This window comes from Pseudoxanthomonas sp. LH2527 (assembly GCF_022539275.1).
Lineage (GTDB): Bacteria > Pseudomonadota > Gammaproteobacteria > Xanthomonadales > Xanthomonadaceae > Pseudoxanthomonas_A.
Window position 1 is genome coordinate 1 of record NZ_JAKZBW010000017.1, and the last position, 26439, is coordinate 26439.

The window sequence follows — 26439 nt, forward strand, 5'->3', positions numbered from 1 at the left end:
CGCCCGCTTTGCCGGCCCTCCCTGCCATGAACGGAGGCTCCCGTGCTTGAGCTGCTGATCGTTGCCTTCCTGATCGTCATCAACGCCTTCTTCGCCTTGTCGGAGATGGCCCTGATGACCTCGCGCAAACTCAAACTGAAACAGATGGCGCAGGAAAGCCGCGGCGCCCGCGTCGCCCTGCACCTGGCCGAGCATCCGGACAACCTGCTGTCGACCGTGCAGGTGGGCATCACCGGCCTGGGCATCCTGACCGGCATGTTCGGTGGCGACGCCATCGGCCAGATGATCGCGACCTGGCTGTCCGGCATCTGGCCGGACGCGCAGCGCTACACCACGGCCATCGGTACCGCATCGGCGGTCACGCTGATCACCGCCAGTTCGGTGATCTTCGGCGAACTGATCCCCAAGCGCCTGGCACTGACCAATGCGGAGGTCATCGCGTCGGCGGTGGCCATTCCGCTGGACTGGCTGTCGCGCATCGCGCGGCCGGTGGTGTTCGTGCTGGGCGCGATCAACCGCGGCGTGCTGCGCATGCTCGGTATCCGCGACGACAACCGCAATGCCGTCACCGAAGAAGAGATCCGCATGCTGGTGACCGAGAGCCACGAGCAGGGCGTGATCGACGTCGACGAGCGCAACATGATGAACCGCGTGCTGCGCCTGGGCGACCGCACCGCCGACAGCCTGATGACGCCGCGCAAGAAGATCACCTGGCTGGATGTGGCCGCCAGCTACAGCGAGAACCTGGAAACGATGCGCGAATCGCAGTTCTCGCGATTCCCCGTCTATCGCGGCAGCGACCAGGACGTGGTCGGCGTGCTGGAGGTGAAGACGCTGCTGGACCGCTTCGCCGATCCGTCGCCGGAGATCTTCCGCGACCTGCGCGATCCGCTGTTCGTGTCCGAATCCACCCACGCGATGAAGCTGCTGGAGATCTTCCGCGAGGAACAGCAGTCGCTGGCGCTGGTGGTCGACGAGTACGGCGAGATCCAGGGACTGGTGACGCTGAGCGACCTGATGGGCGCCGTCGTCGGCCGCCTGCAGGCCAGCGAGAACACCGAGGACGCGCCGCTGGTGGTGGTGCGCGAGGACGGTTCGCTGCTGGTCGATGGCTCACTGCCCAACGACGACCTGCGCGAACTGCTGGGTGGCGTCGCGCTGCCGGACGACGACGAGTACAACACCGTCGCCGGCATGATGATCGAGCGCTTCGGCCGCATCCCGCATGTCGGCGAGCGCGTGGACTGGGCGGGCTGGCGCTTCGAGGTGGTCGACCTGGACGGCGCCCGCATCGACAAGCTGCTGCTGCAGAAGCTGCCCGAGACCGACGGCGAAGACCTGGCGGTCTGACATGCCCGTCGACGAAACACCCCACCACACCAGCACCGCCGCGCTGCTCGACGGCTTCGCGGCCGGCGATCCGGACGAAGTGCTGCGGATCGGCGACCTGCTGAAGGATTTCGGCCCCGCCGCCTTTGGCATGCTGCTCTTCATCGGCGTGCTGCCGGCCTTCATCCCCGTGCCCGGCGTCGGCGGCGCGATCGGTGGCCCCATGGTGGTGCTGGTGGGCGTGCAGTTGCTGCTCGGCATGCGCAAGGTCTGGCTGCCCAGGTTCCTCGCTCGGCGCGGTCCGCATCGCAGCTCCATGATCCGCTTCCGCCAGCGCATGGCGCCGTGGCTGCGCCGGCTGGAGAAGCTGGTGCGGCCGCGCATGGCGGGCTTCCTCGACAACCGCATTGCGCTCAGCTTCACCGGCCTGCTGCTGGTCCTGCTGGGCATCCTGCTGGCGCTGCCGATCCCGTTCACCAACTACGTGTTCGGCTTCCTGTTGCTGCTGTTCGCGCTGGCGCTGCTGGAACGCGACGGCGCGCTGCTGCTGCTGGCGTGGATCGCCGGCGGTATTGCCGTGGTGGTGTTCGGGTTCCTGTCGGGCAACCTGGTGGAAGCGACCAGTGCGCTGATTGCGCGGTGGTTCTAAGCCACCGCGTCCGGCGTCGGCAGGAATGTCGGGTGTGGGAGCGACGTAAGTCGCGATGAGGAGCCGGTGAGAAAAAGCTCGCGACTTACGTCGCTCCCACAGGCAGCATCCCGGATGTTTCAGGCCACCAGCTGCGCGAACTCGGCCGCGGTGACCGGGTAGCCCAGCCAGTAGCCCTGCGCCAGGTCGCAGCCGCGCTCGCGCAGCAGGTTGAACTGGCCTTCCTTCTCCACGCCCTCGGCAACGACGGTGATGCCCAGCGAGTGCGCCATTGCGATGATCGCGGTGGTCAGCGCCAGGTCGTCGGGGTCGCGCAGCATGTCGGCGATGAAACTGCGATCGATCTTCACTCCGTCCACCGGCACGCGGCGCAGGTGGCTGAGGCCCGAGAAGCCGGTGCCGAAATCGTCCAGCCACACCTTCACGCCGGTGCGGTGCAGCGTGGCGAGCAGCGCGCTGGCATGCGCCTCGTCGCTGATGACGGCGGTTTCGGTGAGCTCCAGGTGCAGGCGTGAGGCGGCCAGCCCGGTGTCGCGCAGGCACTCGGCCACCACGTCGGGCAGGTCGCCGCTGCGCAGCTGGCGCGGCGAGACGTTGACCGACACGAACAGCGGATCCAGCGCGTCGCGATCCGTGCCCCACCGCGCGGCCGCCGTGCACGCCGCCCGCAGCACGCGCGGACCGATGCTCTCGATCAACCCGCTCTGCTCGGCCACGTCGATGAACACCGACGGCGCCACCATGCCCAGCTCCGGATGTTGCCAGCGCAGCAGCGCTTCGGCGCCGACGATGCGGCTGTCGGCCATGCGGAACACCGGCTGGTACATCAGGCTCAGTTCGCCGCGCTCCCAGGCGCCGCGCAGTTCCTGCTCCATGCGCACGCGGCGCTCGACGGCCTGGTCCATCGCGCGGCTGTAGAAGCGGTAGCAGTTCTTGCCCGCCACCTTGGCCTGGTACATCGCGATGTCGCCGTTCTTCATCAGCGCGGTCGCGCCGGAGGCGTCTTCCGGGAACAGGGTGATGCCGATGGACGTGCCCAGGAACACCTGGCGGTCCTGCACCACGATGGGACGCCCCAGCTCGGCCACCAGCTTTTCCGCCAGGCGGGTGGCGCTGCCGCGCACGTCGCCGTCCTGGATCAGGATGACGAATTCGTCTCCGCCGAAGCGCGCCAGCAAGGCGTCGTCGCCGCCCATCAGCTCCACCGCGTCGCGGATGCGGTGCGCGAACTGCTGCAATACCTCGTCGCCGGCTTCGTGGCCCAGCGTGTCGTTGACGCGCTTGAAGTCGTCGATATCGGCGAACAGCAGCGCCAGCTGGCGGCCGGCGCCGCGCAGCATCATCAGCCGGTGGTCCAGGCTCTCGCGGAACGCCAGCCGGTTGGTCAGGCCGGTCAGCGAGTCGGTGTAGGCCATGCGCCGCACGTCGCGGTCGTGCCGCGCGATGCTGTCGCTCATGGTGCCGAAGGCGCGCACCAGTTCGCCGACTTCGTCCTGGCGCTCGCTGGACATGCGTTCGCCGTTGTAATTGCCCACTTCGATATCGTGCGCGGCGCGGGCCAGCTGGCGGATCGGCCGGACCAGCGTGCGCTGCGCGTACAGCATGATCGCCACGCAGACCGCCACCAGCGCCGCCAACAGCAGAGCGATCCAGCCCAGGTGGCGCGCACCCAGTTCGTTGAGGCGCTCGCGGGCCGCGGTGACCGCCTTCTCTTCGTAGGCACGCACCGACGCCACCGAATACCCCACGCGCACGCCGCCGATGCGCTCGCTGCCGATCATGATGGGTTCGGACACGTCCACGATCTGCGCCGACCACTGCGTGTGCATGCTGCGCGCGTTGACCGCTTCGTACGCCAGCGGATCGGTCATGGTCTGGCCGTACACCGCGATGTCGGCGGTGCCGTCGTGGATGATCCGGCCCTGGTTGTCGTACACCAGCACGTAGCTGACGTCGGGCTCCTTCTGCGCCGAACGCACGATGCTGCCGATCGTATCGAGGTCGAAGTAGTACAGCGGGTTGGCCAGCGCATCGCCCAACTGGTCCACCGTGGCTTCGCCGTGGCGGCGCAGGCTGTCCTCGACCATGCCGTGCATGGCGTCGCGGCCGAGGTCGGCGACCTCCTGCTGCATCACCTTCTGCCGGTGCAGCAGCGTGCCCAGCAGCGCGATCACCACCACCAGCATCAACGCCATCGCCGCCAGGAAGCGGGCCTGCAGGCCGAAGCGCATCGGCTTCATTCGACCAGCTCCCGGACGCGGGTCACGCCACCACGCAGCTCATCCAGTGCCGCCTGCGACGCCGGGTCCACCGGCAGGAAGCGGGTGGTGCGGAAGAACACGTTCAGCGCATCGCGCGCGGCGGGATCGCCGGCGGCCTCCATCAGCACCTCGCGCAGGCGCGCCTCGATCTTCGGGTCGAGGTCGCCCCGCACCATTTCCAGCGCGCGCGGGAAATCCTGCGTCTCGTGGATCACCCGGAAGTCGCGACGGAACGCCGGCGGCATGCGGCGCACGTCGTCCCAGTCCAGGTTGCTGACCACACCGGCATCGACCAGGCGCTTGTGCACCCAGGCGGCGATGTTGAGTTCGGAGCGGGCGAACACGTAGCCCACTGAATCGGCCGACGGCCGGTCCATCGGCGACAGCAGGATCTCCATCCGCTGGCCGGCGTCCAGCAACGCCACCGACGGCGCGAAGTAGGCGCTGGTCGAGGCCGTGTTCTGGAACGCCACCGTCCGTCCCTTCAGGTCGGCCAGCCGTTCCAGGCCACTGTCGCGGCGGACGAAGAACACGCCGTGGTAGCGGCTCACGCCACCGCGCTCGGTCAGCAGCATGGGGCGCGCGCCGGCGCGTTCCTGCAGCCGCATGCCGGTGCCGGCGGTCTCGGTGACCCAGTCCACCCGGCCGCGGCGCAGGTAGCTGGTCATCTGCTGCGCGTCGCGCGCCATCAGGATGCGGCCTTCGGTGATGCCGACATCGCGCATCCGCGGCACCACGTAGTCCAGCAGCGGCTTGAGCTGTTCGTAGTGCGCCTTGGGGTCGTCGCTGATGCGACCGAGGACCAGGACGCGTTCATCGCCGGCGGCGCTGGCCGGGGCGACGGCAGCGGCCAGCATGGCGGCCCCGAGGGCGAGCAGCGCAAGGCGGAACCAGGTTGTACGCAACGATAGGCGCCCGCCAGAACGATGGCGGCAGCCTATCGGAAAACGTGAGTTCAAGACAGTGATCCGTCCCCGCGACCGCCCGCCAGCCGGGCCATGCGCTGGGCATCGGCAAGGATGCCGCGCAGCAGCCGCACCTCCTGCTCGTTCAGGTCGGCCTTGGCGAACAGCCGCCGCAACTTGCGCATGGCCGAGTCCGGCGTGCGGCCCTTGTGGAAGTCGATCGCGTCCAGCGTGTCGCCCAACTGGGCGAAGAAGCCTTCCATGTGCGCATGGCTGGCCGGCACGTCGTCCGGGTGGACCGGCTCCGCCTGCACAGGCGCGACACCTTCCAGCAACGCGAGCCTCAGCTCGTAGGCCAGTACCTGCACGGCGGCGGCCAGGTTCAAGGAGCTGTATTCGGGATTCGCCGGGATATGCACGGCGGCGTGGCAGAGCTGCAGTTCCTCGTTGCTCAGGCCGGTGCGCTCGCGACCGAACACCAGCGCCACTTCGCCGCCGGCCGCGGCCCGCGCCACGGCCAGCGCGGCGGCCTGGCGTGGCGCATGTTCCTCCAACTGGACGCGGCGGCTGCGCGCGGTGCATCCGAGCACGAGGTGGCAGTCGGCCACCGCCTCGGCCAGGGTGGCCACCACGGGCGCGTCGCCGAGCAGGTCGTCGGCACCGGCCGCGCGCCGGAACGCCTCTTCGGCGGGATAGTCCTCGGGGGCTACCAGCACCAGCCGGGCCAGCCCCATCGTCTTCAGGGCGCGCGCGGCGGCGCCGATGTTGCCTGGGTGCTGGGTGCCGACCAGCACCACGCGCAGGCGGGCGGCGGTGGCCGCGGAGAGGGAATCGGTAACGGAAACGGGCGTGTTCATGGGGGCAAATGGTAAACTGCGCGGGCCGGCCTCCGCGCCGTGCCGCTCTTTTCCACTTGTTCGCCCTACCCCACGCCTGTCCGAGGTTCGTTCGCATGCAGAAGCCCGTCGTCACCGTCATGACCAAGGCCGCCCGCCTCGCCGGCAACGTGCTGTTGCGCAGTATCAACAAGCTGGATGCGCTGAACGTGGTGCAGAAGGAGCGGATGGACTACGCGAGCGAAGTCGATGCCGATGCCGAGAAGGTCATCATCAAGGAACTGCGCCGCGCCTACCCGGACTACGGGTTCGTGGGCGAGGAAAGCGGCGCCCAGATCAACGGCCGCTACACCTTCGTGATCGACCCGCTGGACGGCACCAGCAACTACCTGCGCGGCTTCCCGCACTACTGCGTCTCCATCGCCTTGGTGGACAACGGCGAGCCGACCGACGCGGTGATCTTCGACCCGCTGCGCAACGACCTGTTCACCGCCAGCCGCGGCGCGGGCGCCCAGCTCAACGAGCGCCGCATCCGCGTGGCCGACCGCAAGGACCTGGCCGGCACCGTCGTCACCACCGGCTTCCCGCCGCGCGAGCGCGCCCGCGCCGGGGCGCAGCTGGAATGCGTGCGCGAACTGCTGGTGCATGCCGAGGACATCCGCCGCACCGGTTCGGCCGCACTGGACCTGGCCTACGTGGCCTGCGGGCGCTCGGACGCCTACTTCGAAGCCGGTGTGAAGGACTGGGACATCGCCGCCGGCGTGCTGCTGGTGCGTGAGGCCGGAGGCAAGGTCTGCGACTTCCGTGGCGCCGCGCTCGGCAAGATAGACGGCCGCACCGCCCTGCCCCGCCAGATCGTCGCCGGCAACCTCAAGGTCGCCGAAGCGTTGCAGAAGACCATCGTGTCGTCGGGTTACGCCGCCTCGTTCAACGGCTGACCGATGCCTGTCGCTGTAGGAGCGACGTCAGTCGCGACCGGAAACCGGAACACGCAGGAACGGTCGGCCAAGCGCTCGTCTGGCCTGATCGACCGTCGCCAGATCATTTGATCCTGTCGACCTGATCGTGCGGTCGCGACTGACGTCGCTCCTACAGAATCGACGCCCCACAAAAAAGGCCACGCATTGCGTGGCCTTTTTCGTTCCCTGGCTGCCAGAGTTTACGGACGCCGCGCCAGCAGCGCTTCGTCCTTGGCCTTGGGCATCAGATCCTGCTTGGTGACCGTCAGGAAGCCGATGGTCAGCAGCGGGCAGGCCACGAAGATCGACGAGACCGTGCCCAGCACGATGCCGATCATCTGCGACAGCGCCATGCCTTCCAGCGAACCGCCGCCGTACAGGTACAGGGCGAACACGGTCAGGAAGGCGACGAACGAGGTGATGATCGTGCGCGACAGCGTCTGGTTGATCGAGCGGTTCAGGATCTCCATCGGCTCGGCGCGCAGGTTGCGGAAGTTCTCGCGCACGCGGTCGAACACCACGATCTTGTCGTTGATCGAGAAGCCCATCACCGACAGCAGGCCCGCCAGGATGGTCAGGTCGAACTCGATGCCGCTGGCAGCGAAGAAGCCGGCCACGATCAGCACGTCGGCCAGGGTGGTGACGATGGCCGAGACGGCGAACTTCCATTCGAAGCGCACCGCGATGTAGATCAGGAAGCCGACCACCACGAACAGCAGCGTGTACAGGCCATTGAGCGCGAGCTCCTTGCCGACCTGCGGGCCGACGAACTCGCTGCGCATCACGGTCGCGGCATTGCCCTCGCTCGACGCCAGGCGCAGCACGTCGGCCGCCGTGCGGTTGCTGGCCTCGGCGTCGGCGGCCGTACCGGCGTCCTCGCGGGGCTGCAGCCGCACCAGCAGGTCGCTGCCGGTGCCGAAGGTCTGCACCTGCGCACTGCCGTAGCCACCGGCCTGCAGGCGCTCGCGCACGGCGTCCACGTCGGGCGGCGCCTGGAAGCGCAGTTCGACCACGGTGCCGCCGGTGAAGTCCAGCGCGAAGTTGAAGCTCTTGAACGCGATGGCGCCGATCGCGGCGATCACCAGCAGTGCCGCGATGCCGATCGACACCCAGCGCACGCGCATGAAGTTGAAGTTGGTGGTGTGCGGAATCAGCCGCAACGGGAAAAGGCTCATCTTCTGTCTCCCGTCAGATGGCGATGGACTTGATCTTGCGGCGGCCGCCGTAGATCAGGGTGGCGATGCCGCGCGACACGGTGACGGCGGTGAACACGGAGGTCAGGATGCCGATGACCATCGTCACCGCGAAGCCCTTCAACGGGCCGGTGCCGAAGGCATACAGCGCCACGCCCGCCAGCAGCGCAGTCATGTTGGAGTCGAAGATGGTGCCCGACGCCTTGTCGTAACCGGTCGCGATGGCCGCCTGCGGTGGCACGCCCGCCCGCAGTTCCTCGCGTATGCGCTCGTTGATCAGCACGTTGGCGTCCACCGACATGCCGATGGTCAGCGCCAGGCCGGCGAAGCCGGGCAAGGTCATCGTCGCGCCGAACAGCGACATCACCGCCACCACCATCACCAGGTTGAGCAGCAGCGCGATGCAGGTGATCAGGCCGAACATGCGGTAGTACACCAGGAAGAACGCCAGCGCGAAGATGAAGGAGAACACCACGGCCTTGGTGCCGCGCTCCACGTTTTCCTTGCCCAGGCTGGGGCCGACCACGCGCTCTTCGATGAAGTCCATCGGCGCTGCCAGCGAACCGGCGCGCAGCAGCTTGGCCAGGTTGTCGGCTTCGGTCTTCTCCAGGCCGGTGGTCTGGAAGTTCTTGCCGAACACGCCGGCGATGCGCGTCGGCGACAATGCCTCTTCGCGCACGCGCACGCTGCGCACTTCCTTGCCGTCGACCATGGTCACGGTGGGCACGCGCTCGATGTAGACCACCGACATCAGCTTGCCGACATTGGCGCTGGTGTAGTCGAACATGCGCTGACCGGCGATGTTGTTGAGGGTCACGTCGACCGCCGGCAGGCCGTTGTTGTCCACGCCCACGCGGGCATTGACCATCTCGTCGCCGGACGCCAGCACGCGCTTGTTGAGCAGCACCGGGCCTGCGTTGTCGCGCAACTGGTAGACCTTGGCCTCCGGCGGGATGCGGCCGCTGGCCACGGCGTCGGCGGCATTGCCTTCCACCACGGCGCGGAATTCCAGCGTCGCGGTCGCGCCGATCAGGCGCTTGGCCTCGGCGGTGTCCTGCACGCCGGGCAGCTGCACCACCACACGGTCGTCGCCCTGGCGCTGGATGATCGGCTCGGACACGCCGATCTCGTTGATGCGGTTGCGCAGCGTGGTGAGGTTCTGCTCGATCGCCTCGCTAGCGATCTGCTCCAGCTCCGCCTGCGGCAGGCCGATGGTGATCTGCTGGCCGGTGGCCTGGTAGGTCAGGCCGGACCCCGTGGCCAGCGTGCCGGCATTGTTGCCGCGCGAGCTGAGGGTCTGCGCCAGCGCCTGCTGCGCCGCGGCCACGTCCTCACCGTCGGCCAGCGTCACCACGATGCTGTTGTTCGGACGGCGTTCGACCGAGGTGTAGCGGATGCGCTTGTCGCGCAGGGTGACGCGGGTGTCTTCCACGTAGCCGTCCACGCGCTTGTCCAGCGCCGCCTTCTGGTCGACCTGCAGCACGAAGTGCACGCCGCCCTGCAGGTCCAGGCCCTGCACCATCGGCCGGGCACCGGTCGCGCCCAGCCAGTCCGGCACGGTGGACGCCAGGCTCAACGCGACCAGATAGTCGTCGCCCAGCGCCTTGCGCAGCGCGTCGTTGGCCGTGGTCTGCGCTTCCAGGCTGGGCAGGCGCACCAGCATGCTGGCGGCCTCGGTGTCGACCTCCTTGGCCTGCACGCCCGCGTCCTTCAGCGCGGCATCGACGCGACCGCGCAGGGCGGCGTCGATGGCGAAGCCGCGGTTGGCGGTGATCTGCACGGAGGGATCCTGCGGGTACAGGTTGGGCAGCGCGTACAGCGCGCTCGCCAACACGACGATCAGGATCAGGGCGTATTTCCAGCGAGGGAATTCAAGCATCGTGGCGACCCGCGCAGGCCCTTCCCGGGCATGCGCTCAACAATGGTTCGGAAACAGCGGAATCCGCACCGCCACCGGGGCGGCGGCACGGAGGAGACGGATCAGGCGGACTTCAGCGTGCCCTTCGGCAGCACGTTGCCCACGGCGGCCTTCTGCACGCGCACGCGCACGTTGTCGGCCACTTCCAGGGTCACGAAGTTGTCGCCGATGTCGGTGACGGTGCCGGCGATGCCGCCGGAGGTGATGACTTCGTCGCCCTTGGACAGCTTGTCCAGCATGGAGCGGTGCTCCTTGGCGCGCTTCATCTGCGGGCGGATCATCAGGAAGTACATGATGGCGATCAGCGCGATCGGCATCAGCAGGCCGAAGCCGCCCATGCCCTGCTGGGCCGGTGCGGCCTGGGCGATCACGGGGGCAACGAAGAAATCAAGCAGATTCATGGACTTGTCCATTGGGTATGAAAAGCAGCCGGGGATTATGCCACGCGTCGGGAAGCCCCGCCCGGGCTTCCCCGCAGGCCCGGACCGGAAAAGACCGCATCGGCGCCGGATGGTTCCCGGCCGGGGGTGGAAACCGCCCTGCGCCGGGGCGCCGTGGACCCGTCTGCAATGCTCGTCTGTCTCCTGTAGGAGCGCCCCATGGGCGCGATGCTCTTTCCGCCGACTGCGGGAAAGGCATCGCGGGCATGGCCCGCTCCTACAAAGCCTCTCGGGTGACGCATCGAGGACGCGGCCCGGGTACGGCGACTATGGCGCGGGGTCGATCCCACGGGCCGCGTAAAAGGCGGTCCGGAAATCGGAGAACCGCCCCTCCGCGATGGCCGCCCGCATCTGCGCCATCACCTGCTGGTAGTACCAGAGGTTGTGCAGGGTGCCCAGCATCGGCGCCAACATCTCGTTGCAGCGGTCCAGGTGCCGCAGGTAACTGCGGGTGAAGCCGTTGCGGCACGCGTAGCAGCCACAGCCGGGCTCGATCGGCTGCAGGTCGTGCTCGTACTTCGCGTTGCGGATGCGTACCGTGCCGGCCGAGGTGAAGTAGTGGCCGTTGCGCGCGTTGCGGGTCGGCATGACGCAGTCGAACATGTCCACGCCGCGCGCCACCGCTTCCACCAGGTCTTCCGGCCGGCCCACGCCCATCAGGTAGCGCGGCTGGTCCGCAGGCAGTTGCGGGCAGGTGTGTTCGAGCGTGGTGTTGCGCTCCTGCTCGGTCTCGCCGACCGCCAGGCCACCGATCGCATAGCCGTCGAAGCCGATCGCCTTCAGACCCTCCGCCGAGCGCGAGCGCAGGTCGTGGTGTACGCCGCCCTGCACGATGCCGAACAGGGCGGCGTCGTTGCCTTCGTGCGCGCGCCTGGAGCGCTCGGCCCAGCGCAGCGACAGCTCCATCGAACGCTCGATGACGCGCGGATCGACCGGCTTGCCATCGATGTTCACCGGCGGGCATTCGTCGAAGATCATGACGATGTCCGATCCCAGCACACGCTGGATGTTCATGCTTTCCTCGGGACCGAGGAACACCTTGCTGCCGTCCACCGGCGAGGCGAACGTCACGCCCTGCTCGGTGATCTTGCGCCGGTGCGCCAGCGAGAACACCTGGAACCCACCGGAATCGGTGAGGATCGGCTTGTCCCAGCGCGCGAACCCGTGCAAGCCGCCATGCGCACCGATCACGTCCAGGCCGGGCCGGAGGTACAGATGGAAGGTGTTGCCGAGGATGATCTCGGCCCCCAGGTCCTCGACGTGTTCCGGCAGGATGCCCTTCACCGAGCCGTAGGTGCCCACCGGCATGAACGCCGGCGTTTCGATGGTGCCGCGCGGGAACGTCAGTCGCCCGCGGCGCGCAGCGCCGTCGGTGGCCAGCAGGTCGAAGGACATGCGGCTCATGCGGCCACCCTGCCGCGCGACCCATCCCCGTCATTCCGGCGAAAGCCGGAATCTATTTTGCTGTTGGTGTTGCGGCTGAAAGCCAAAATCAAAATGGTTTCCGGCTTTCGCCGGAATGACGATCCGATTTCTGGCGCGACACGGGCACGACTCACTTGGCTTCCTCCGGAAACAACAGCATCGCGTCCCCATAGGAAAAGAACCGGTACTGCTCGCGCACCGCATGCGCGTAGGCGGCCATGATCCGGTCCTTGCCGGCGAACGCGCTGACCAGCATCAGCAACGTGCTTTCCGGCAGGTGGAAGTTGGTGACCATCGCATCGACGCTGCGGATGCGGTAGCCGGGGAAGATGAAGATCTGCGTCTCGCCTGCGAACGGTTGCAGCTCGCCATCGCGCATCGCCGATTCAAGCGCGCGCACGACCGTCGTGCCCACCGCGATCACGCGGCCGCCACGGGCACGCGCGGCACGTACCTGCTCGACCAGCGCCGCACCGACGTTGAGCCATTCGCTGTGCATGCGGTGCTCGTGGATGTCGTCCACTCGCATCGGCTGGAAGGTGCCGGCGCCGACGTGCAGGGTCACGTGGCCGAAGTCCACGCCGCGATCGCGCAAGGTCGCCAGCAGTGCGTCGTCGAAATGCAGGCCGGCGGTCGGCGCCGCCACCGCACCCAGTTCGCGCGCGAATACGGTCTGGTAGCGCTCGTCGTCGTCCTGCCCGGGCGCACGCTGGATGTACGGCGGCAACGGCAACCGGCCCGCCTTCTGCAGCCAGCTTTCCAGCGCGCCGGGCACATGGAAGCGCAGCTGGTAGAACTCGCCATCGCGGCCGATCACCTCCGCTTCGCCGCCGGCGTCCAGCTGGATGCGGCTGCCCGGCTTGGGCGACTTGCTTGCGCCGACCTGCGCACGCGCGGCGTTGTCCGGCAGCAGGCGCTCGATCAGGATTTCCACCCGGCCGCCGCTTTCCTTCTGGCCGAACAGGCGCGCCGGGATCACGCGGGTGTCGTTGAACACCAGCAGGTCGCCCGGCTGCAGCCATTCCGGCAGGTCGCGCACGTGGCGATCGACGAACGGCGCAGCGCCCGGCGGCACCACCAGCAGCCGGCTGGCGGAGCGCTCCGGCAGCGGCGCCTGGGCGATCAGCGCCTCGGGCAGGTCGAAATGGAAGTCGGACTTCTTCACGGTCGGGGCCTTGCGGGGGCGTGCATTGTACGGGAGCCCGCCGGAGCGCTCCGTCGTCAGCGCTCGAACTTGGTCGACAGCACGATGGACGAGGTGGTGCGCTCCACGCCTTCGAGCGCACCGATGCGGTCGGTCAGCACGTCCATGTCGCCGACGGTCGGCACCGCGCCGACCGCGATCAGGTCGTGGCTGCCGCTGACCGAGTGCAGCACGCGCAGTTCCGGCATCGCGCGCAGGGCGGCGACCACCGAGGTCATCTGCTTGGGATGCACGGCGATCATGATGTGCGCACGCAGGTGGCTGCGGTCGTATTCGTCGTGCACGCGCACCGTGTAGCCGCTGATCACGCCCTCGCGCTCCAGCCGCTCGATCCGGCTCTGCACCGTGGTCCGCGACAGGTTCAGCCGCCGCGCGATCTGGGCGGTGGAGGCACGCGCGTTCTCACGGAGCATTGAGAGCAGTTGCTGGTCGGCGTCGGTGAGCTTCATTGAACAGGCGCAATTCGTCGAATCGACGAAATATCCTCCAAATTCGCGCAGTTCACAACTGTCAAACGACGAATTAATCCCGATAATACGGGTTTGCCGTTTCCTGCCGGAGGATTGCCATGGCCCTGATCGACCATCTCGCCCCGTTGCGCGCCCACCCGGGCCAGCGCCTGACCCGCGGCCTGGACGACACCGCCATCGAACGACTGGCGAAGGGCCATCCGGACCTGGTCGCCGTGATCGAAGCCGCCGCCGCCGAACACGCGCGCCTGCACGACGAGTTCTCCGAGCTGCTGGCGATGGACGAAGCCGAACAACTGCGCGTGGTGCAGTCCGGCTACGTCAACTTCTACGCCGACGACGCCATCAACCCCTACATCGCGCTCGCCGCGCGCGGCCCGTGGGTGGTCACGCTCAAGGGCGCCGTGCTGTACGACGCCGGCGGCTACGGCATGCTCGGCTTCGGCCACACGCCCGGCGCCGTGCTGGACGCGATGGCGCGCCCGCAGGTGATGGCCAACATCATGACCCCCAGCCTGTCGCAGCTGCGCTTCGACCGCGCCCTGCGCAAGGAGATCGGCCATACCCGCGGCGGCTGCCCGTTCGCCAAGTTCCTGTGCCTGAACTCCGGCTCGGAGTCCGTCGGCCTGGCCGCGCGCATCGCCGACATCAACAGCAAGCTGATGACCGATCCGGACGGCCGCCACGCCGGCCGCACCATCAAGCGCATCGTGGTGAAAGGCAGCTTCCATGGTCGCACCGAGCGCCCGGCGCTGTATTCGGATTCGTCCCGCAAGTCCTACCAGCAGCACCTGGCCAGCTACCGTGGCGAGGATTCGGTCATCGCCATCCCGCCGTACGACGTGGATGCGCTGAAGCAGGCCTTCGCCGATGCGGAGACCAAGGGTTGGTTCGTCGAGGCCGTGTTCCTGGAGCCGGTGATGGGCGAAGGCGACCCGGGCCGCTCGGTGCCGCCGGCGTTCTACGCCGCCGCGCGCGAACTGACCCGCAGCCACGGCAGCCTGTTCCTGGTGGACTCCATCCAGGCCGGCCTGCGCGCGCACGGCGTGCTGTCCATCGTCGACTACCCGGGCTTCGAGGGCATGGACGCGCCGGACATGGAGACCTACTCCAAGGCGCTGAATGCCGCGCAGTACCCGCTGTCGGTGCTGGCCGTGAACGAACGCGCCGCCGGCCTGTACCGCAAGGGCGTGTACGGCAACACCATGACCACCAACCCGCGCGCACTGGACGTGGCCTGCGCCACGCTGGCCCAGCTCACCCCGCAGGTGCGCCAGAACATCCGCAAGCGCGGCGCCGAGGCGGTGCAGAAACTGCAGCAGTTGCAGGGCGAACTCGGCAGCCTGATCACCAACGTGCAGGGCACCGGCCTGCTGTTCTCGTGCGAACTGTCGCCGGCGTTCAAGTGCTACGGCACCGGATCGACCGAAGAGTGGCTGCGCCAGCAGGGCCTGAACGTCATCCACGGCGGCGCCAACTCGCTGCGCTTCACCCCGCACTTCGCCATCGACGGCGAGGAGCTGGACCTGCTGGTCGGCATGGTCGGCAAGGCGCTGCGCGAAGGGCCGCGGATCAGCCAGGCCGCGGCGGCCTGATCCATTCGACCCGCGCGACGGAGAAGGCGAGCCCCGGCTCGCCTTTTTTGTAGGGTGGGCCTTGGCCCACCATCCACATGCCGGATCGACGGTGGGCCAAGGCCCACCCTACGGTTGTGTGAAGCGCTCCAGCGATTCGCGGATCAGCGCCTTCGCTTCCTTCGCATCGCCGTAGCCGTTGAGCTGCACCGGATTGCGGCCTTTCGGCAGATCCTTGTAAACCCGGAAGAAGGCCTCGATGCGATCGCGTTCGATCTGCGGCAGGTCGGCCAGGTCGCGGATGCCGGCGTAGGTCGGATCGACCTTGTCGGTGGGCACGCCGATGATCTTCTCGTCGTGCTTGCCGTCATCGAGCATGCGCAGCACGCCGATCGGCCGGAATTTCACCAGCACGCCGGGATGCAGCGGTTCGCGCGTCAGCACCAGCGCGTCCAGCGGATCGCCGTCGCCAGCCAGCGTGCGCGGCATCGAGCCGTAGTTGCCGGGATACGCCACCGGCATCGACTGGAAGCGGTCGACGAAGACCAGGCCTTCCTCGTTGATCTCGTACTTGGTCATGCTGCCAGCCGGGATTTCCACCGCCAGCAGCACCTCCTCCGGCGCGGCCTTGGGCTGCTGGGCGAGGAACGGATGGCGGATATGGGACTCGCGGGCATGTGCGGTGGTGCACACGAAGAGCAACGCGATGGCGAGAACACGCTTCATGAGGGATTCCTGCGTAGAGCGGAGCTTGCTCCGCTGCTTTTGAACGGATTGGCGATGCGTGAAGCCCGGCTCTACAACGAAGGACTTATTCCCAGCAGCGGTCGGTGCGGCCCTTGAGGGTTTCGGCACGGGTACACGTGCGTTCGTCGATACGGCCTTCCGCGTGCTCGACCAGTTGCTTGCCCGCCGCACCATCGTCGACGAGATCGAACGCATCGTACAAACGCCCCGTTGCCGTGCGCGCCTCGTAGCGCAGGCGCGCGCCATCGAAGCGCACCACCTGGAACAGCTGCGTGTCCTCGGCGACCGGCCGCATGGTCTTGCGCGCTTCGTCCGAGAGCCGGTACTGCTTGGCGCCGGTGACCGACACCACGAAGACCGGCGTCGGCACTTCGTTCTTCAGGCGGCCGTAGACGTGGTCATGCCCCTGCAGCACCAGATCGACCTTGCGCTTGCGGATCACCGGCAGCAGGTGCTGGCGCAGCAGCACGTTGTCGCGCCCTTCGCGCGGCGAGAAGAATGGCTGGTGGGTCAGCACGATGCTCCAGCGCTTCGGATTGGCGGCAAGCACGCCGTCCAGCCATCTCGCCTGCGCCTTCGCCGTGCCCAGGTCGAGCGCCGAGGTGCCGTCGATCACCACCACGCGCACATCCTGGTAGTCGAACCAGTACGTGGTCCGCTTCGCCTGCGTCACGCCGTTGCCAGGCAGTGCGAACGTCACCGGCCAGTGCGCGCCCAGCACGCGGCGCTCCTGCGGCGTGTCCTCGAACTCCTCGAAATACTCGTGGTTGCCCGGTGCCGGCGCGACGACCAGCGAGGTCGGCAGCCCTTCGTTGGCCTCGAACCACTCGCCCCACTCGTTGTCGTCCTCGCCATCGCCGCCACTGACCAGGTCGCCGGCATACAGCGCAAGCCGCGCGTCCGGCGCATGCCGCATCGCTTCGCGCACCACGCGCGTGGTCAGGCTGACGTTCTTGTTCTGGGTGTCGCCGAAATACAGCAGGGTCAACGGCGAACCCGCCGACGGCGCCGTGCGCGTGTGGTGCCATGCGCTCCAGGTGCGGTCGCCCTGCACGCGCCAGGCATACAGCGTGTCCGGCTGCAGGCCGTCGACATCCGCACGATGGTGATGGGCTTCGCCGTTCTCGGTGTTCAACGGCGTGCTGGTCGCGCCGACCGTGCGCGGCTCGCCCATGTCGGGCGAATCCCCCGCGACCACGACCTCCAGCCTGGGCGAACGGACCGTCGTGCCGGTACGCCACGCGACCGAGAAGCCGGTCGCCGCATCCTGCGCCGGCGAGGCCACGATGCGGTCCGGAAAACCGCTCGGCGCATAGCGCAGCACGCCCTGCGGCACGCGCGTGTTCGGCTCGTGCTGGCGTACCGTCGCTTCCTGCGCGAGTGTCGTCGCGCAGGTCCCCAGCAACAGCACCGCCAGCACGCACTTCATCACCGCATCCCCTGCATGCTTCATTCGACGCGGCACTCCGGCAGCGACAGGGCCTTGGCGATGTCGCGCCAGTCGAACGCCGCCACGGCCTGGTCGTCGTCGACCGCATAGAACGCGCCCTGCGGGAAGCGCGCATCGGCGCTCTGGTCCAGCCACACGCCATCGGTGTTCGCGGTCCGGTTGCCGGCGAACGCGCCCTTGTAGTCCAGCGTCAGGCGGTCGAACACGTGAAACACGCTGCGGTCCTTGAACTGGTCGGTGGCGATCCAGTAACCGCTGCCGGCCGCGCACTGCGCCAGCGCCATGCCCTCGGCCTGCGCCTTGAACAGGCCCGCGCCGATGTCGCGCCCGCGATACGTGCCGTCCAGCCCATACTCGCGCAGGCGCGTGCCGACGGCGACATCCTCTTCGGCCAACAGCAGGCGGTCGTTGGCCGCATCGCCGAACACGGATTCGGCGATGCGGATCGCCCCCGCCTCGCCGGTGTCGCCGAAGGTGCCGGCCGAGGTAGCTTTCCAGCCACCGTCGGCGCGCTGCAGGTGATAGCGTTTGAAGCGCTGGCCCAGTTCGGCCAGCGGCGGCGGCACGTCCTCGTTCTGCGGCGACATGTAGTTGTCGCTGACGATGACCTCGTACGCATCCTTCTGCGGACGCACCCACAGGCCGTACGGCTGCTTCAGCGCGTCGGCACCGAACACCAGCAGCGGCTTGAAGTCCGGCAGCTGGAAGACCTGCACGCGGCGGTTGTCGCGCTCGACCACCAGCACCAGGTCGTCGATCACGGCGATGCCGTTCGGCCGCTGCATCTGCCCCAGCTCGCTACCGGGGCCGGAGACGGTGCGCAATTGCTTGCCGGTGCTGCCGTCGTACACCACCAGGCGGTGCGTGTCCTTCGCGGTGGCGATCAGCCAGCGCGTGCCATCGGGCGAGCGCCAGCTGGCGGGCGAATCGACGTTCTCGGCCGGAGTGGCCGCGGTGATGAACGCTTCCGGCACCACCACGTGGGCGATCTTCGCCTCGCTCAGCAGCGGATCCTTCTCGACGTTCTCGTCAGGCTCTTTCTCGCGCACAGGTGTCTCCGCCACGGCAGCAGACGGCACGGGCGCATCGGGTTTGCCGCCGCAGGCGGCGAGCAGGAAAGGAATCGCAAGCAAGGCAAGGCGTGGTTTCACCGGGTTCCCCATGACATGAAGGCGTCAACAAACTGCCATGTTCTACGCAGCCGCCATGACATTTTCGTGTCAGCGCACTGCACGCGAATACCTGTCACCGCACGGGAACCTCGCTGTCATGTTGCCGCCATGTGACGTGCTTACAAAGTGCCGTTTACTTTCGTCACGGGGACGACACACGATGAAACGCAATGCCTTGGCCGCCTCGCTCTCGCAGGTGCTGTTCTGCGCTGCCCTGCTGCCGGCCAGCCTCGCCGCCACCGCCCAGAACCAGGCGCCGGACGCGGGCACCGCCGGCGATCCCAAGCAACTGGACACCGTGGTGGTGCAGGCCGAGATCGCCTACCGCGACCGCACCGACGACATCGCGCCCACGCTGGTCTACGACCTGGAATACTTCCAGCGCTTCGAGCCCAACACCGTTGGCGACATGCTCAAGCGCGTGCCGGGCGTGGGCTTCGTCGGCTCGGACATCATGGAATACGACGGCGTGCAGCTGCGCGGCCTCGGCGGCGGTTACACCCAGGTGCTGATCAACGGCAAGAAGGTGCCGGGCGCCGGCGACGACCGCTCGTTCTACGTCGACCGCATCCCGGCCGAGATGGTCGACCACATCGAGATCAAGCGCAGCGCCAGCGCCAACCGCAGCGGCGACGCCATGGCCGGCGCCATCAACATCGTGCTGCGCGACGCGTACGAGTTCACCGGCAGCTACATCCGCGTGGGCGTGAACCGCTGGGACGATGGTGAGGTCAACCCGACCTTCGGCGCGGTGACCTCGTTCGAGGCGCTCGGTGGCCGCCTGCTGGCCGGCGTCAACGTGCAGGACCGCTACCGCGCCAAGACCAAGCGTTCCGACCGTTTCACCGACAACACCCAGGAAGAGAAGGTCAGCTGGGAAGACCAGACCGAGGTGAAGGACGGACGCGACTACTCGGCCAACCTGTCCTACACCGCCGACGTGGGCGATACCGGCCGCTTCAGCGTCGACGCCTTCTACGTCAAGACCGATCGCGACGTGACCGAAGTGTCGTTCGAGGAGGAACTGGACGACGACGAAACCATCAACGTGCTCGTCCCCGGCCGCGACCCGTACGACCAGAAGAACTACGGCATCGGTGCCGAATACAGGTTCGACATGGGCGGCGGCACCACCGAGGTGAGCGTGGACCACGCGCGCTTCGAGAATTCGCAGGCCACCACCGAGGGCGAACAGGTCTACGTCAGCGGCGCGGAGAACTGGGACGACAGCTGGAGCATCCCGGCAGACGCCGAGTGGGACGAAACCGTCTATGAAGCCGAATCGGTGACCGCCAAGGACGCCGAAACCGGCTTCCGCCTGAGCCATGTGCGCCCGGTGGGTGGCGCCGAGCTGGAGTTCGGCGTGGACTACCGCACCAAGAAGCGCGAAGGTCTGCTCGTCAGCTACGAGTGGGAAGCCGAAGAGGAAGGCGAAACCCCGAACTCGCTGGCGGACTACGAGCTGGATGGCAGCGTCGCCTCGGTGATCGAGGAAAAGCGCCTCGACCCGTACATCATGCTCAGCAGCAAGGGCGAGGCCTTCTCGTGGGAAGCCGGCCTGCGTTACGAGACCACCAAGTCCGACGTGGAATACCTGGAGGACGAGGAAAGTGAAGGCCGCGTCAGCAAGGACTACAACGAGTTGCTGCCGTCGGTGAACCTGCGCTGGAACCTGGGCGACGCCGATCGCATCAGCCTGTCGCTGGCCAAGACGATCAAGCGCCCGAACTTCAACGAGCTGCTGCCGGCCCTGCTGGATGGCGAGTTCGGCGACAACGACTACATCGGCAATCCCGAGCTGGACCCTGAGACCGCCAACGGCCTGGACCTCGGCTTCGAGCACCGCCTGGGCCGCAAGGGCGTGGTCGGGCTGAACTTCTTCTATCGCGACGTCAAGGACCTCATCGAGATCGTCAACACCGGCGAGCCCAGCGAAGAGATGCAGGACGTCTGGGACGAGCTGATCGAGGACGGCGACGCGGTCGACCTGGCCGATGCGATGGCGCAGGAACCGGCCTCGAGCTTCCTGTACACCTCGGCCAATGTCGGCGACGGCAAGGTCTACGGCTTCGAGTTCGATGTCTCCACGCCGCTGTCGGCCATCGGCCTGGACAACACGGGCGTGTTCGCCAACTACTCGTGGGTGAAGTCCAAGGTCGATGACTTCCTGGGCGAACGCCGCTTCAACGACCAGGCCAAGTCGGTCTACAACATCGGTTTCATCCACGACATCCCGAGCTGGGGCGCGAGCTTCGGTGCGACCTACCGCAAGCAGGGCGACGCCTACACGCGCCTGCTGGCCGAGGAAGTGCTCATCCGCTACGGCGGTGAGCTGGACGTCTTCGTCGAGAAGCGCTTCGGCACCAGCCTGTCCGTGCGCCTGAGCGCCAACAATCTGCTGGATGCCAGCAAGGATGAGTTCTTCGACAAGTTCAACACCCTGCAGGACCAGATCGACCGCGACTACGACGAGTACGAGCTGGAGACCGAAGAGGCCGGTCCGAGCTACCAGGTGGTGATGCGCTGGGCGTTCTGATCGACGCCGTCGCCATGCTCCACGCGGGAAGCCGGCGCATGCCGGCTTCCTGCTTTGTGGGACCCCGGGGTTTGATGCAGACTTCCCGCATCTCCCCTCGCCGCGCCCCGCCATGAAGACCGTCGAAGTCCGCCACCCCCTCGTGCAGCACAAGATCGGCCTGCTGCGCAACGCCAGCCTCAACACGAAGGACTTCCGCGAACTTGTCACCGAGCTGGGCACGCTGCTCGCCTACGAGGCGACGGCGGACCTGGAACTGACCAGCGAAACGATGGCGGGCTGGGCGGGGCCGGTACAGGTGAAGAAGATCGCCGGCGCCAAGATCACCCTGGTGCCGATCCTGCGCGCCGGCCTGGGCATGCTGCCCGGCGTGCTGGCGCTGATCCCCACCGCCCGCGTCAGCGTGGTCGGCCTGCAGCGCGACGAGGAAACGCTGCAGCCGGTGCCCTACTTCGAGAAGCTGACCGGCCGGCTGGAAGAACGCGACGCCCTGATCCTGGACCCGATGCTGGCCACTGGCGGCACCCTGATCGCCACCATCGACATGCTCAAGCGCGCCGGCGCGAAGCGGATCAAGGGCATCTTCCTGGTCGCCGCGCCGGAAGGCCTGAAAGCACTGGAAGCCGCACACCCCGATGTCGAGGTCTATACCGCCGCCATCGACGCACACCTCAACGACAAGGGCTACATCCTGCCGGGCCTGGGCGACGCGGGCGACCGCATATTCGGCACGCGGGTGGGGTAACGTAGTTCGTAGAGTCGAGCTTGCTCGACCGCTTGATCCCAGAGCCCCCACATCGGCGACCGCAAGAACAGCGGAGCGAGCTCCGCTCTACAGGGTGAGGCGTGGTTTCTCACAGATCCTCTTCACCGCAAATCCAGGTGCAGATCCCGACCTCGTGCGGGCACAGACCTAAGCTTTTCGGAAGCAGCGCGCAGAGTCGAGCTTGCTCGACTCCTTGATCCCAGAGCCCCCACGCCGGCGCCCGCAAGAGCAGCGGAGCGAGCTCCGCTCTACAGGGTGAGGCGTGGTTTCTCACAAATCCTCTTCACCGCGAATCCAGGTGCAGTACCAGTACGGGTAATCCTCCAGCCGGGCGACCAGCCCACGACGGAGTGGATTGGCAACAAGGTAACGCGCTTGCGCGGCCAGGTCCTCGTCATGCCGAATCCGATGATCGTAGTAGCCGGCCTGCCAGACAGGACCAGAGGACATGCGCGCCTCGTTGAGGCGACGAGCGACGCGCGACTTGAATGCCTGTACAGACATCCCGAGAGCACCTTCGCGCAGCTGAAACAGCCAGTGGACATGATCAGGCATGACAACCCAGGCGAGATTCCCGACCCGCTGCTCGGCCTCGCAGCGAGCCAACTCCTGCATGACCAAGGTGGCGTTGCCGGCGTCGGCCAACAAGGGGACTCTTCCGCGGATGACCGACGTGATCGCGTAGATAGCACCACTGCAGGAATGGCGGCCGATCATGAGGCGAGGACTTGGCATGCGCTTTACTGTGCGCTGCCCGTGCCCGTACCTGTATCGGAGAACCCGCGGCCGGACTGTCGGGTTTCTCCATCCGACCAATCGAACGCTTTCATCCTACGTAGAGTCGAGCTTGCTCGACTCCGCCATGGCTCCGTCCCCATCCGGAAACGGACAAAGCAGCGGAGCAAGCTCCGCTCTACGCCGCCAACGGACGCGCGTGCAGTTCCGCGACTTCGTGGACCACGCCAAACTTGCCCTTCTCGTCGCGGGTGACTTGCGCCAGGGCGCAGCCGGGGTCGTGGGTGAAGAAAAGATGGACGTTGCGGGCGAGCTTGTCGTCGAGGAAGGCGCGCTTCTCGTCGATCAGCAGTTCGGCGTTGCGGTCGTAGCCCATGGTGATGGGCACATGCACCCAGGAACGACCGGGAATCAGGTCCGCGCAGAACACCACGCCACCGTGCGCCTGCCCGTCCACCACCTCCGGTCCGACGATTTCCGCCAGCATCAGGCCCGGCGTGTGGCCGTCGCTGAAGGTGAAGCGCACGGATTCGCCGAGCACGTTTGAGTGGTCGCCGGACACGAGCTCCAGTCGCCCGCTGGCTTCCAGCAATGGCTGCAGTTCGGGAATGAAGCTAGCGCGATCGCGGGGATGCGGCTTCAGGGCGCGCTGCCAGTGCTCGGCGCCGACGACGAACGTCGCGTTGGGGAACAGCAGTTCCGGCGCCCTGCCCTCCTGCCATGGCGCCAGCAGGCCACCGGCGTGGTCGAAGTGCAGGTGGCTGAGCACCACCACCTCGATGTCCTCGTGCGAGAAGCCGGCCGCCTGCAGCGAATCGAGCAGCACGTGGCAGTCTTCCTGCACGCCGAAGCGGGCGCGCATCTTCGGCTCGAAGAACGCGCCGATGCCGGTCTCGAACAGCACCGTCCTGCCGTTCAACGGTTGCGCCAGCAGCGCGCGGCAGGCCAGTTCGATGCGGTTCTCCGCATCCGGCGGCGACCACTTCTCCCACATGGCGCGCGGCGCGTTGCCGAACATCGCGCCCCCATCGAGTTTCTGGGAATTGCCCAGCAGCGACCAGAGTTTCATGGGGCCGATTCTACGCCCCGTTTTCTGTGGGAGCGACGTCAGTCGCGATGACGCTCCCGGGAAGCCTTTCGCGACTCACGTCGCTCCCACAAGACAGATTTCAGGGCTTCGCAGCGGATTCAACCACCTTCGCCGCCCCCACCGAATTGCGCGGATCGCTGCCACCCCGCAGCGTGTTGGTGGCCTTGTCCCACTCCACAGTCTGCAGGTTGCCCCAGACATGGCTGGAGCCGCGGCCGCCCTGCGCGCTGTTGCCGCGCACCTTGAACGCGTGGCCCATGGCTTCCAGCGCCTGTTGCGACGCAGGCGTCAGCGCGTCGGTCTCCATCTCGATCAGGTCGGGCATCCACTGATGGTGGAAACGCGGCAGCGCCGCGACCGCCTGCGGATCCAGGCCGGCGTCGTAACCCAGCACGCCCAGCAGCACCATGGTGATGATGCGGCTGCCACCGGGCGTGCCCAGCACCGCGACCTTGTCCGGCGATGCCAGGAAGGTCGGCGTCATCGAGCTGAGCATGCGCTTGCCCGGTTGCGGGGCATTGGCCTCGTAACCCATCACGCCGAACGCATTCGGCGTACCCGGCTTCAACGCGAAGTCGTCCATCTCGTTGTTCAGCAGCACGCCGGTGCCCGGCGGCACCAGGCCCGAGCCGAACAGCAGATTGACCGTCTGGGTACCGGCCACGCGGTTGCCTTCGGCATCGATGATGGAGAAGTGCGTGGTTTCTTCGTCTTCCAGCGGCGTCTGCCGGCCCGACAGCTGATCGCTGGGCGTGGCCTTGTCCGGATTGATCGTCGCGCGCAGGCCGGCCGCGTAGTACGGGCTGGTCAGCGTCTTCATGGGGATATCGACGAAGTCGGGATCGCCCAGATAGAACGTGCGGTCACGGAACGCGCGGCGCATCGCTTCCACCACCAGGTGGGTGCGCTGCGCCTCGTCCAGCTTCGACAGATCGTAGGCGTCGAGGATCTGCAGCATCTGCGCCAGCGCCACGCCGCCGGACGACGGCGGCGGTGCGGTCGTCACCTGCCACTCGTTGTACTTGAACGTCAGCGGTTCGCGCTCGCGCACGCTGTAGCCGGCCAGTTCCTTCGCCGTCCATTGACCGCCTTCGGCTTTCACGCCGGCCAGCAGCAGCTTCGCCGTCTCGCCGCGGTAGAAGCCGTCGAAACCCTGCGCCGCCAGACGTTCCAGCGTGCGTGCCAGGTCGGGCTGCTTGAAGACGTCGCCTTCCTTGATCGGCTGGCCATTGGCCAGGAACACCGAACGCGTGCCCTTGTAGCGCTCCATCACCTCGCGGCGCGCCTGATAACCGCGCGCCATCCGCGCGTAGACCGGAAACCCGTCGCGCGCCACCCGGATCGCCGGCGCCAGCGAAGTCTTCAGCGGCAGCTTGCCGTACTTCTCCGCCAGGTGGACGAACGCGGCGGGCAGGCCGGGAATGCCGGCCGCCCACGGACCGTTCTCGGCGCGGTCGCGGTTGAAGTCGCCGTTCGCCAGCAGGTACTTGTCCGGCGTGGCCGCAGCGGGCGCGGTCTCGCGCGCATCGATGAAGACCTCCTTGCCGGTCTTGCCGTCATGCAGCAGGAAGAAGCCGCCACCGCCCAGCCCGGAACTGATCGGCTCCACCACCGACAGCGTCGAGGACACCGCGATGGCCGCGTCGAAGGCGTTGCCGCCCTGCGCGATGACATCCAGCCCCGCCTGCGTGGCGAGCGAATGCGCACTGGCGATGGCGGCACCGGGCGGATGCGGAGGGGATGCAGGGGTGCGGGCGGCGTCGGCGGCCAGGGTGGCGGGCGCGAACGCGACAACGAACAACAGGGCGAACAGACGGCGATGGATCACGACTTCTCCTGGACAGCTACCGGGACGAAGCACGCGCCGTGGCGGAATCAGCCGACCTGCAGCCGGAGCATCTTCGCCAGCAGTACTTCGTGGGTCTCAGGATACGCCGGATCGGGGTCGATGCATTCCACCGGGCACACGACGACGCATTGCGGCTCGTCATGATGGCCGACGCATTCGGTGCAGCGCGCCGGATCGATCACATAGATCGTCTCGCCCATCGAGATGGCCTGGTTCGGGCAGGCGGGCTCGCAGACATCACAGTTGACGCAGAGTTCGTTGATCTTGAGGGACATGACTTCCATTGCTCCCGTCGAAACGGGACTCAGTGACGGCTAGAAGTCACTGGATCCCCGCCTTCGCGGGGATGACCTTTCCGCAAAGGCGTGGCCGCCACCGGCGGCCACGCGCGGAAAGGTCACTTGGCTTCGACGAAGACGTATTCGGCGCTGCTCGGGGTGACGGCGGCCTTGACCCGCTCGCTGTCCTCGGCCTTGCCGATGAACAGCACGCGCACGCCCTTGAACGAGTCGACGGCGGCGCCTTCAAACGCGGCCACGGCCAGGTCGGCGATCTTGGTGCTGTTCGGCGAGCCGAACGCGATCAGGTTGCCGCTGCTCACGCCACGGGCCACGGCGCCCTTGGCCTGCTCCAGCTGGCGGCCGTACTTGGCGTCGAACTCCGGGTCGGTCTCGGCCGGCAGGTAGTACACGTACGGGGTGCTGGTGATCGTGCCCATGTTGGCGTCGACCACCTTGCTCAGGTATTCCTTCCACGGACCGTCTTCGGCGGTGGTCGGCGCGACCAGCGCGACTTCGGCCGGCTCGGCCGGGGCTTCGTCCTGCTTCTTGCATGCCGCGAACGGCAGCACGAGGCAGGCGGTGAGCAGCATGCGGGTTGCGATCTTCTTCATGGGTAATCCCCCTCCTGGTGAAACGGTTGTCGAAACGGT

23 protein-coding genes are annotated in these 26439 nt (G+C 67.3%); 6 read left to right on the forward strand and 17 right to left on the reverse strand.

Translation table 11 applies throughout. The features are described from left to right. Positions 1-42: 42 nt before the first annotated feature. Both MMG85_RS10460 and MMG85_RS10465 read left to right on the forward strand, forming a co-directional pair. Entirely contained in the window at positions 43-1350 is a 1308-nt protein-coding gene (locus tag MMG85_RS10460) for a hemolysin family protein (RefSeq protein ID WP_241045993.1), read from the forward strand. 1 nt (position 1351) lies between these two features. After that, a complete protein-coding gene (locus MMG85_RS10465; RefSeq protein ID WP_241045994.1) occupies positions 1352-1978 on the forward strand; it encodes an exopolysaccharide biosynthesis protein in 627 nt (208 codons plus the stop codon). A gap of 119 nt (positions 1979-2097) precedes the next feature. Here the strand turns inward: MMG85_RS10465 and MMG85_RS10470 are convergent, their stop codons facing one another. From MMG85_RS10470 to MMG85_RS10480, 3 genes are all read right to left on the reverse strand, one after another. Beyond that, on the reverse strand, positions 2098-4218 hold the full coding sequence (locus tag MMG85_RS10470) for a GGDEF domain-containing protein (RefSeq protein WP_241045995.1): 2121 nt from the start codon (positions 4216-4218) through the stop codon (positions 2098-2100). Continuing rightward, positions 4215-5096, reverse strand: coding sequence for a phosphate/phosphite/phosphonate ABC transporter substrate-binding protein (locus tag MMG85_RS10475; RefSeq protein ID WP_241046057.1), 882 nt, complete (start codon positions 5094-5096; stop codon positions 4215-4217). Before MMG85_RS10475 ends, MMG85_RS10470 begins: the two co-directional genes overlap by 4 nt. A 98-nt stretch (positions 5097-5194) precedes the next feature. Next, the gene (locus MMG85_RS10480) at positions 5195-6001 is read right to left on the reverse strand and encodes an RNA methyltransferase (RefSeq protein WP_241045996.1); all 807 of its coding nucleotides are present in this window, start codon (positions 5999-6001) and stop codon (positions 5195-5197) included. Between the two features lie 95 nt (positions 6002-6096). Here MMG85_RS10480 and MMG85_RS10485 point away from each other — a divergent pair, with 95 nt between their 5' ends. Then, positions 6097-6918 carry an inositol monophosphatase gene (locus MMG85_RS10485; protein WP_241045997.1) on the forward strand — a complete coding sequence of 274 codons (822 nt, stop codon included), beginning with the start codon at positions 6097-6099 and terminating at the stop codon, positions 6916-6918. A 221-nt stretch (positions 6919-7139) separates the two neighbouring features. Here the strand turns inward: MMG85_RS10485 and secF are convergent, their stop codons facing one another. From secF to MMG85_RS10515, 6 genes are all read right to left on the reverse strand, one after another. After that, a complete protein-coding gene (gene secF, locus MMG85_RS10490; RefSeq protein WP_241045998.1) occupies positions 7140-8114 on the reverse strand; it encodes a protein translocase subunit SecF in 975 nt (324 codons plus the stop codon). 13 nt (positions 8115-8127) lie between these two features. Next, positions 8128-10011 carry a protein translocase subunit SecD gene (gene secD / locus MMG85_RS10495; RefSeq protein ID WP_241045999.1) on the reverse strand — a complete coding sequence of 628 codons (1884 nt, stop codon included), beginning with the start codon at positions 10009-10011 and terminating at the stop codon, positions 8128-8130. A 101-nt stretch (positions 10012-10112) separates the two neighbouring features. Continuing rightward, entirely contained in the window at positions 10113-10451 is a 339-nt protein-coding gene (yajC, locus tag MMG85_RS10500) for a preprotein translocase subunit YajC (protein WP_241046000.1), read from the reverse strand. 306 nt (positions 10452-10757) lie between these two features. Next, a complete protein-coding gene (gene tgt / locus MMG85_RS10505) occupies positions 10758-11894 on the reverse strand; it encodes a tRNA guanosine(34) transglycosylase Tgt (protein WP_241046001.1) in 1137 nt (378 codons plus the stop codon). Positions 11895-12045: 151 nt separating this feature from the next. Continuing rightward, entirely contained in the window at positions 12046-13080 is a 1035-nt protein-coding gene (gene queA, locus MMG85_RS10510) for a tRNA preQ1(34) S-adenosylmethionine ribosyltransferase-isomerase QueA (RefSeq protein ID WP_241046002.1), read from the reverse strand. 56 nt (positions 13081-13136) lie between these two features. After that, complete coding sequence (locus MMG85_RS10515) at positions 13137-13568, reverse strand: Lrp/AsnC family transcriptional regulator (RefSeq protein ID WP_055935988.1); 432 nt, start codon at positions 13566-13568, stop codon at positions 13137-13139. A gap of 119 nt (positions 13569-13687) precedes the next feature. Between MMG85_RS10515 and MMG85_RS10520 the strand changes: the two genes are divergently transcribed. Continuing rightward, positions 13688-15184, forward strand: a complete 1497-nt coding sequence (locus tag MMG85_RS10520; protein ID WP_241046004.1) for an aminotransferase class III-fold pyridoxal phosphate-dependent enzyme — start codon at positions 13688-13690, stop codon at positions 15182-15184. Between the two features lie 108 nt (positions 15185-15292). On the opposite strand, the gene MMG85_RS10525 is transcribed toward MMG85_RS10520, so the two are convergent. The 3 genes from MMG85_RS10525 to MMG85_RS10535 form a co-directional block, all read right to left on the reverse strand. Further along, positions 15293-15889, reverse strand: coding sequence for an inorganic diphosphatase (locus MMG85_RS10525; RefSeq protein ID WP_241046005.1), 597 nt, complete (start codon positions 15887-15889; stop codon positions 15293-15295). 85 nt (positions 15890-15974) lie between these two features. Then, complete coding sequence (locus MMG85_RS10530; RefSeq protein ID WP_345778847.1) at positions 15975-17363, reverse strand: metallophosphoesterase family protein; 1389 nt, start codon at positions 17361-17363, stop codon at positions 15975-15977. Further along, the gene (locus MMG85_RS10535) at positions 17360-18493 is read right to left on the reverse strand and encodes a phytase (RefSeq protein ID WP_241046006.1); all 1134 of its coding nucleotides are present in this window, start codon (positions 18491-18493) and stop codon (positions 17360-17362) included. The genes MMG85_RS10530 and MMG85_RS10535 overlap by 4 nt, the downstream gene beginning before the upstream one ends. A 199-nt stretch (positions 18494-18692) precedes the next feature. On the opposite strand from MMG85_RS10535, the gene MMG85_RS10540 reads away from it, so the two are divergent. Further along, on the forward strand, positions 18693-21068 hold the full coding sequence (locus MMG85_RS10540) for a TonB-dependent receptor (RefSeq protein WP_241046007.1): 2376 nt from the start codon (positions 18693-18695) through the stop codon (positions 21066-21068). Between the two features lie 112 nt (positions 21069-21180). After that, on the forward strand, positions 21181-21813 hold the full coding sequence (gene upp, locus MMG85_RS10545; RefSeq protein ID WP_241046008.1) for a uracil phosphoribosyltransferase: 633 nt from the start codon (positions 21181-21183) through the stop codon (positions 21811-21813). A 291-nt stretch (positions 21814-22104) separates the two neighbouring features. Here the strand turns inward: upp and MMG85_RS10550 are convergent, their stop codons facing one another. From MMG85_RS10550 to MMG85_RS10570, 5 genes are all read right to left on the reverse strand, one after another. Then, positions 22105-22569 carry a transposase gene (locus MMG85_RS10550; RefSeq protein WP_277399829.1) on the reverse strand — a complete coding sequence of 155 codons (465 nt, stop codon included), beginning with the start codon at positions 22567-22569 and terminating at the stop codon, positions 22105-22107. Between the two features lie 178 nt (positions 22570-22747). Further along, positions 22748-23638: an MBL fold metallo-hydrolase gene (locus tag MMG85_RS10555; protein ID WP_241046010.1), complete on the reverse strand. Its 891-nt coding sequence runs from the start codon at positions 23636-23638 to the stop codon at positions 22748-22750. Positions 23639-23738: 100 nt separating this feature from the next. Next, entirely contained in the window at positions 23739-25430 is a 1692-nt protein-coding gene (gene ggt, locus MMG85_RS10560; protein ID WP_241046058.1) for a gamma-glutamyltransferase, read from the reverse strand. Positions 25431-25534: 104 nt separating this feature from the next. Further along, positions 25535-25783, reverse strand: a complete 249-nt coding sequence (locus tag MMG85_RS10565) for a YfhL family 4Fe-4S dicluster ferredoxin (protein ID WP_241046011.1) — start codon at positions 25781-25783, stop codon at positions 25535-25537. 122 nt (positions 25784-25905) lie between these two features. Beyond that, positions 25906-26400, reverse strand: a complete 495-nt coding sequence (locus MMG85_RS10570; protein ID WP_241046012.1) for a hypothetical protein — start codon at positions 26398-26400, stop codon at positions 25906-25908. Between the last annotated feature and the right edge of the window lie 39 nt (positions 26401-26439).

Bases quoted from the DNA above. Each gene is read 5' to 3' on its own strand.
- MMG85_RS10550 (WP_277399829.1), bottom strand. From the start codon at position 22,569: ATGCCAAGTCCTCGCCTCATGATCGGCCGCCATTCCTGCAGTGGTGCT.
- tgt (WP_241046001.1), bottom strand. From the start codon at position 11,894: ATGAGCCGCATGTCCTTCGACCTGCTGGCCACCGACGGCGCTGCGCGC.
- secF (WP_241045998.1), bottom strand. From the start codon at position 8,114: ATGAGCCTTTTCCCGTTGCGGCTGATTCCGCACACCACCAACTTCAAC.
- MMG85_RS10475 (WP_241046057.1), bottom strand. From the start codon at position 5,096: ATGCTGGCCGCTGCCGTCGCCCCGGCCAGCGCCGCCGGCGATGAACGC.
- MMG85_RS10520 (WP_241046004.1), top strand. From the start codon at position 13,688: ATGGCCCTGATCGACCATCTCGCCCCGTTGCGCGCCCACCCGGGCCAG.
- MMG85_RS10540 (WP_241046007.1), top strand. From the start codon at position 18,693: ATGAAACGCAATGCCTTGGCCGCCTCGCTCTCGCAGGTGCTGTTCTGC.
- MMG85_RS10480 (WP_241045996.1), bottom strand. From the start codon at position 6,001: ATGAACACGCCCGTTTCCGTTACCGATTCCCTCTCCGCGGCCACCGCC.
- MMG85_RS10565 (WP_241046011.1), bottom strand. From the start codon at position 25,783: ATGTCCCTCAAGATCAACGAACTCTGCGTCAACTGTGATGTCTGCGAG.
- MMG85_RS10515 (WP_055935988.1), bottom strand. From the start codon at position 13,568: ATGAAGCTCACCGACGCCGACCAGCAACTGCTCTCAATGCTCCGTGAG.
- secD (WP_241045999.1), bottom strand. From the start codon at position 10,011: ATGCTTGAATTCCCTCGCTGGAAATACGCCCTGATCCTGATCGTCGTG.
- MMG85_RS10555 (WP_241046010.1), bottom strand. From the start codon at position 23,638: ATGAAACTCTGGTCGCTGCTGGGCAATTCCCAGAAACTCGATGGGGGC.
- MMG85_RS10525 (WP_241046005.1), bottom strand. From the start codon at position 15,889: ATGAAGCGTGTTCTCGCCATCGCGTTGCTCTTCGTGTGCACCACCGCA.
- yajC (WP_241046000.1), bottom strand. From the start codon at position 10,451: ATGAATCTGCTTGATTTCTTCGTTGCCCCCGTGATCGCCCAGGCCGCA.
- MMG85_RS10570 (WP_241046012.1), bottom strand. From the start codon at position 26,400: ATGAAGAAGATCGCAACCCGCATGCTGCTCACCGCCTGCCTCGTGCTG.
- MMG85_RS10465 (WP_241045994.1), top strand. From the start codon at position 1,352: ATGCCCGTCGACGAAACACCCCACCACACCAGCACCGCCGCGCTGCTC.
- MMG85_RS10485 (WP_241045997.1), top strand. From the start codon at position 6,097: ATGCAGAAGCCCGTCGTCACCGTCATGACCAAGGCCGCCCGCCTCGCC.
- MMG85_RS10530 (WP_345778847.1), bottom strand. From the start codon at position 17,363: ATGAAGCATGCAGGGGATGCGGTGATGAAGTGCGTGCTGGCGGTGCTG.
- MMG85_RS10470 (WP_241045995.1), bottom strand. From the start codon at position 4,218: ATGAAGCCGATGCGCTTCGGCCTGCAGGCCCGCTTCCTGGCGGCGATG.
- upp (WP_241046008.1), top strand. From the start codon at position 21,181: ATGAAGACCGTCGAAGTCCGCCACCCCCTCGTGCAGCACAAGATCGGC.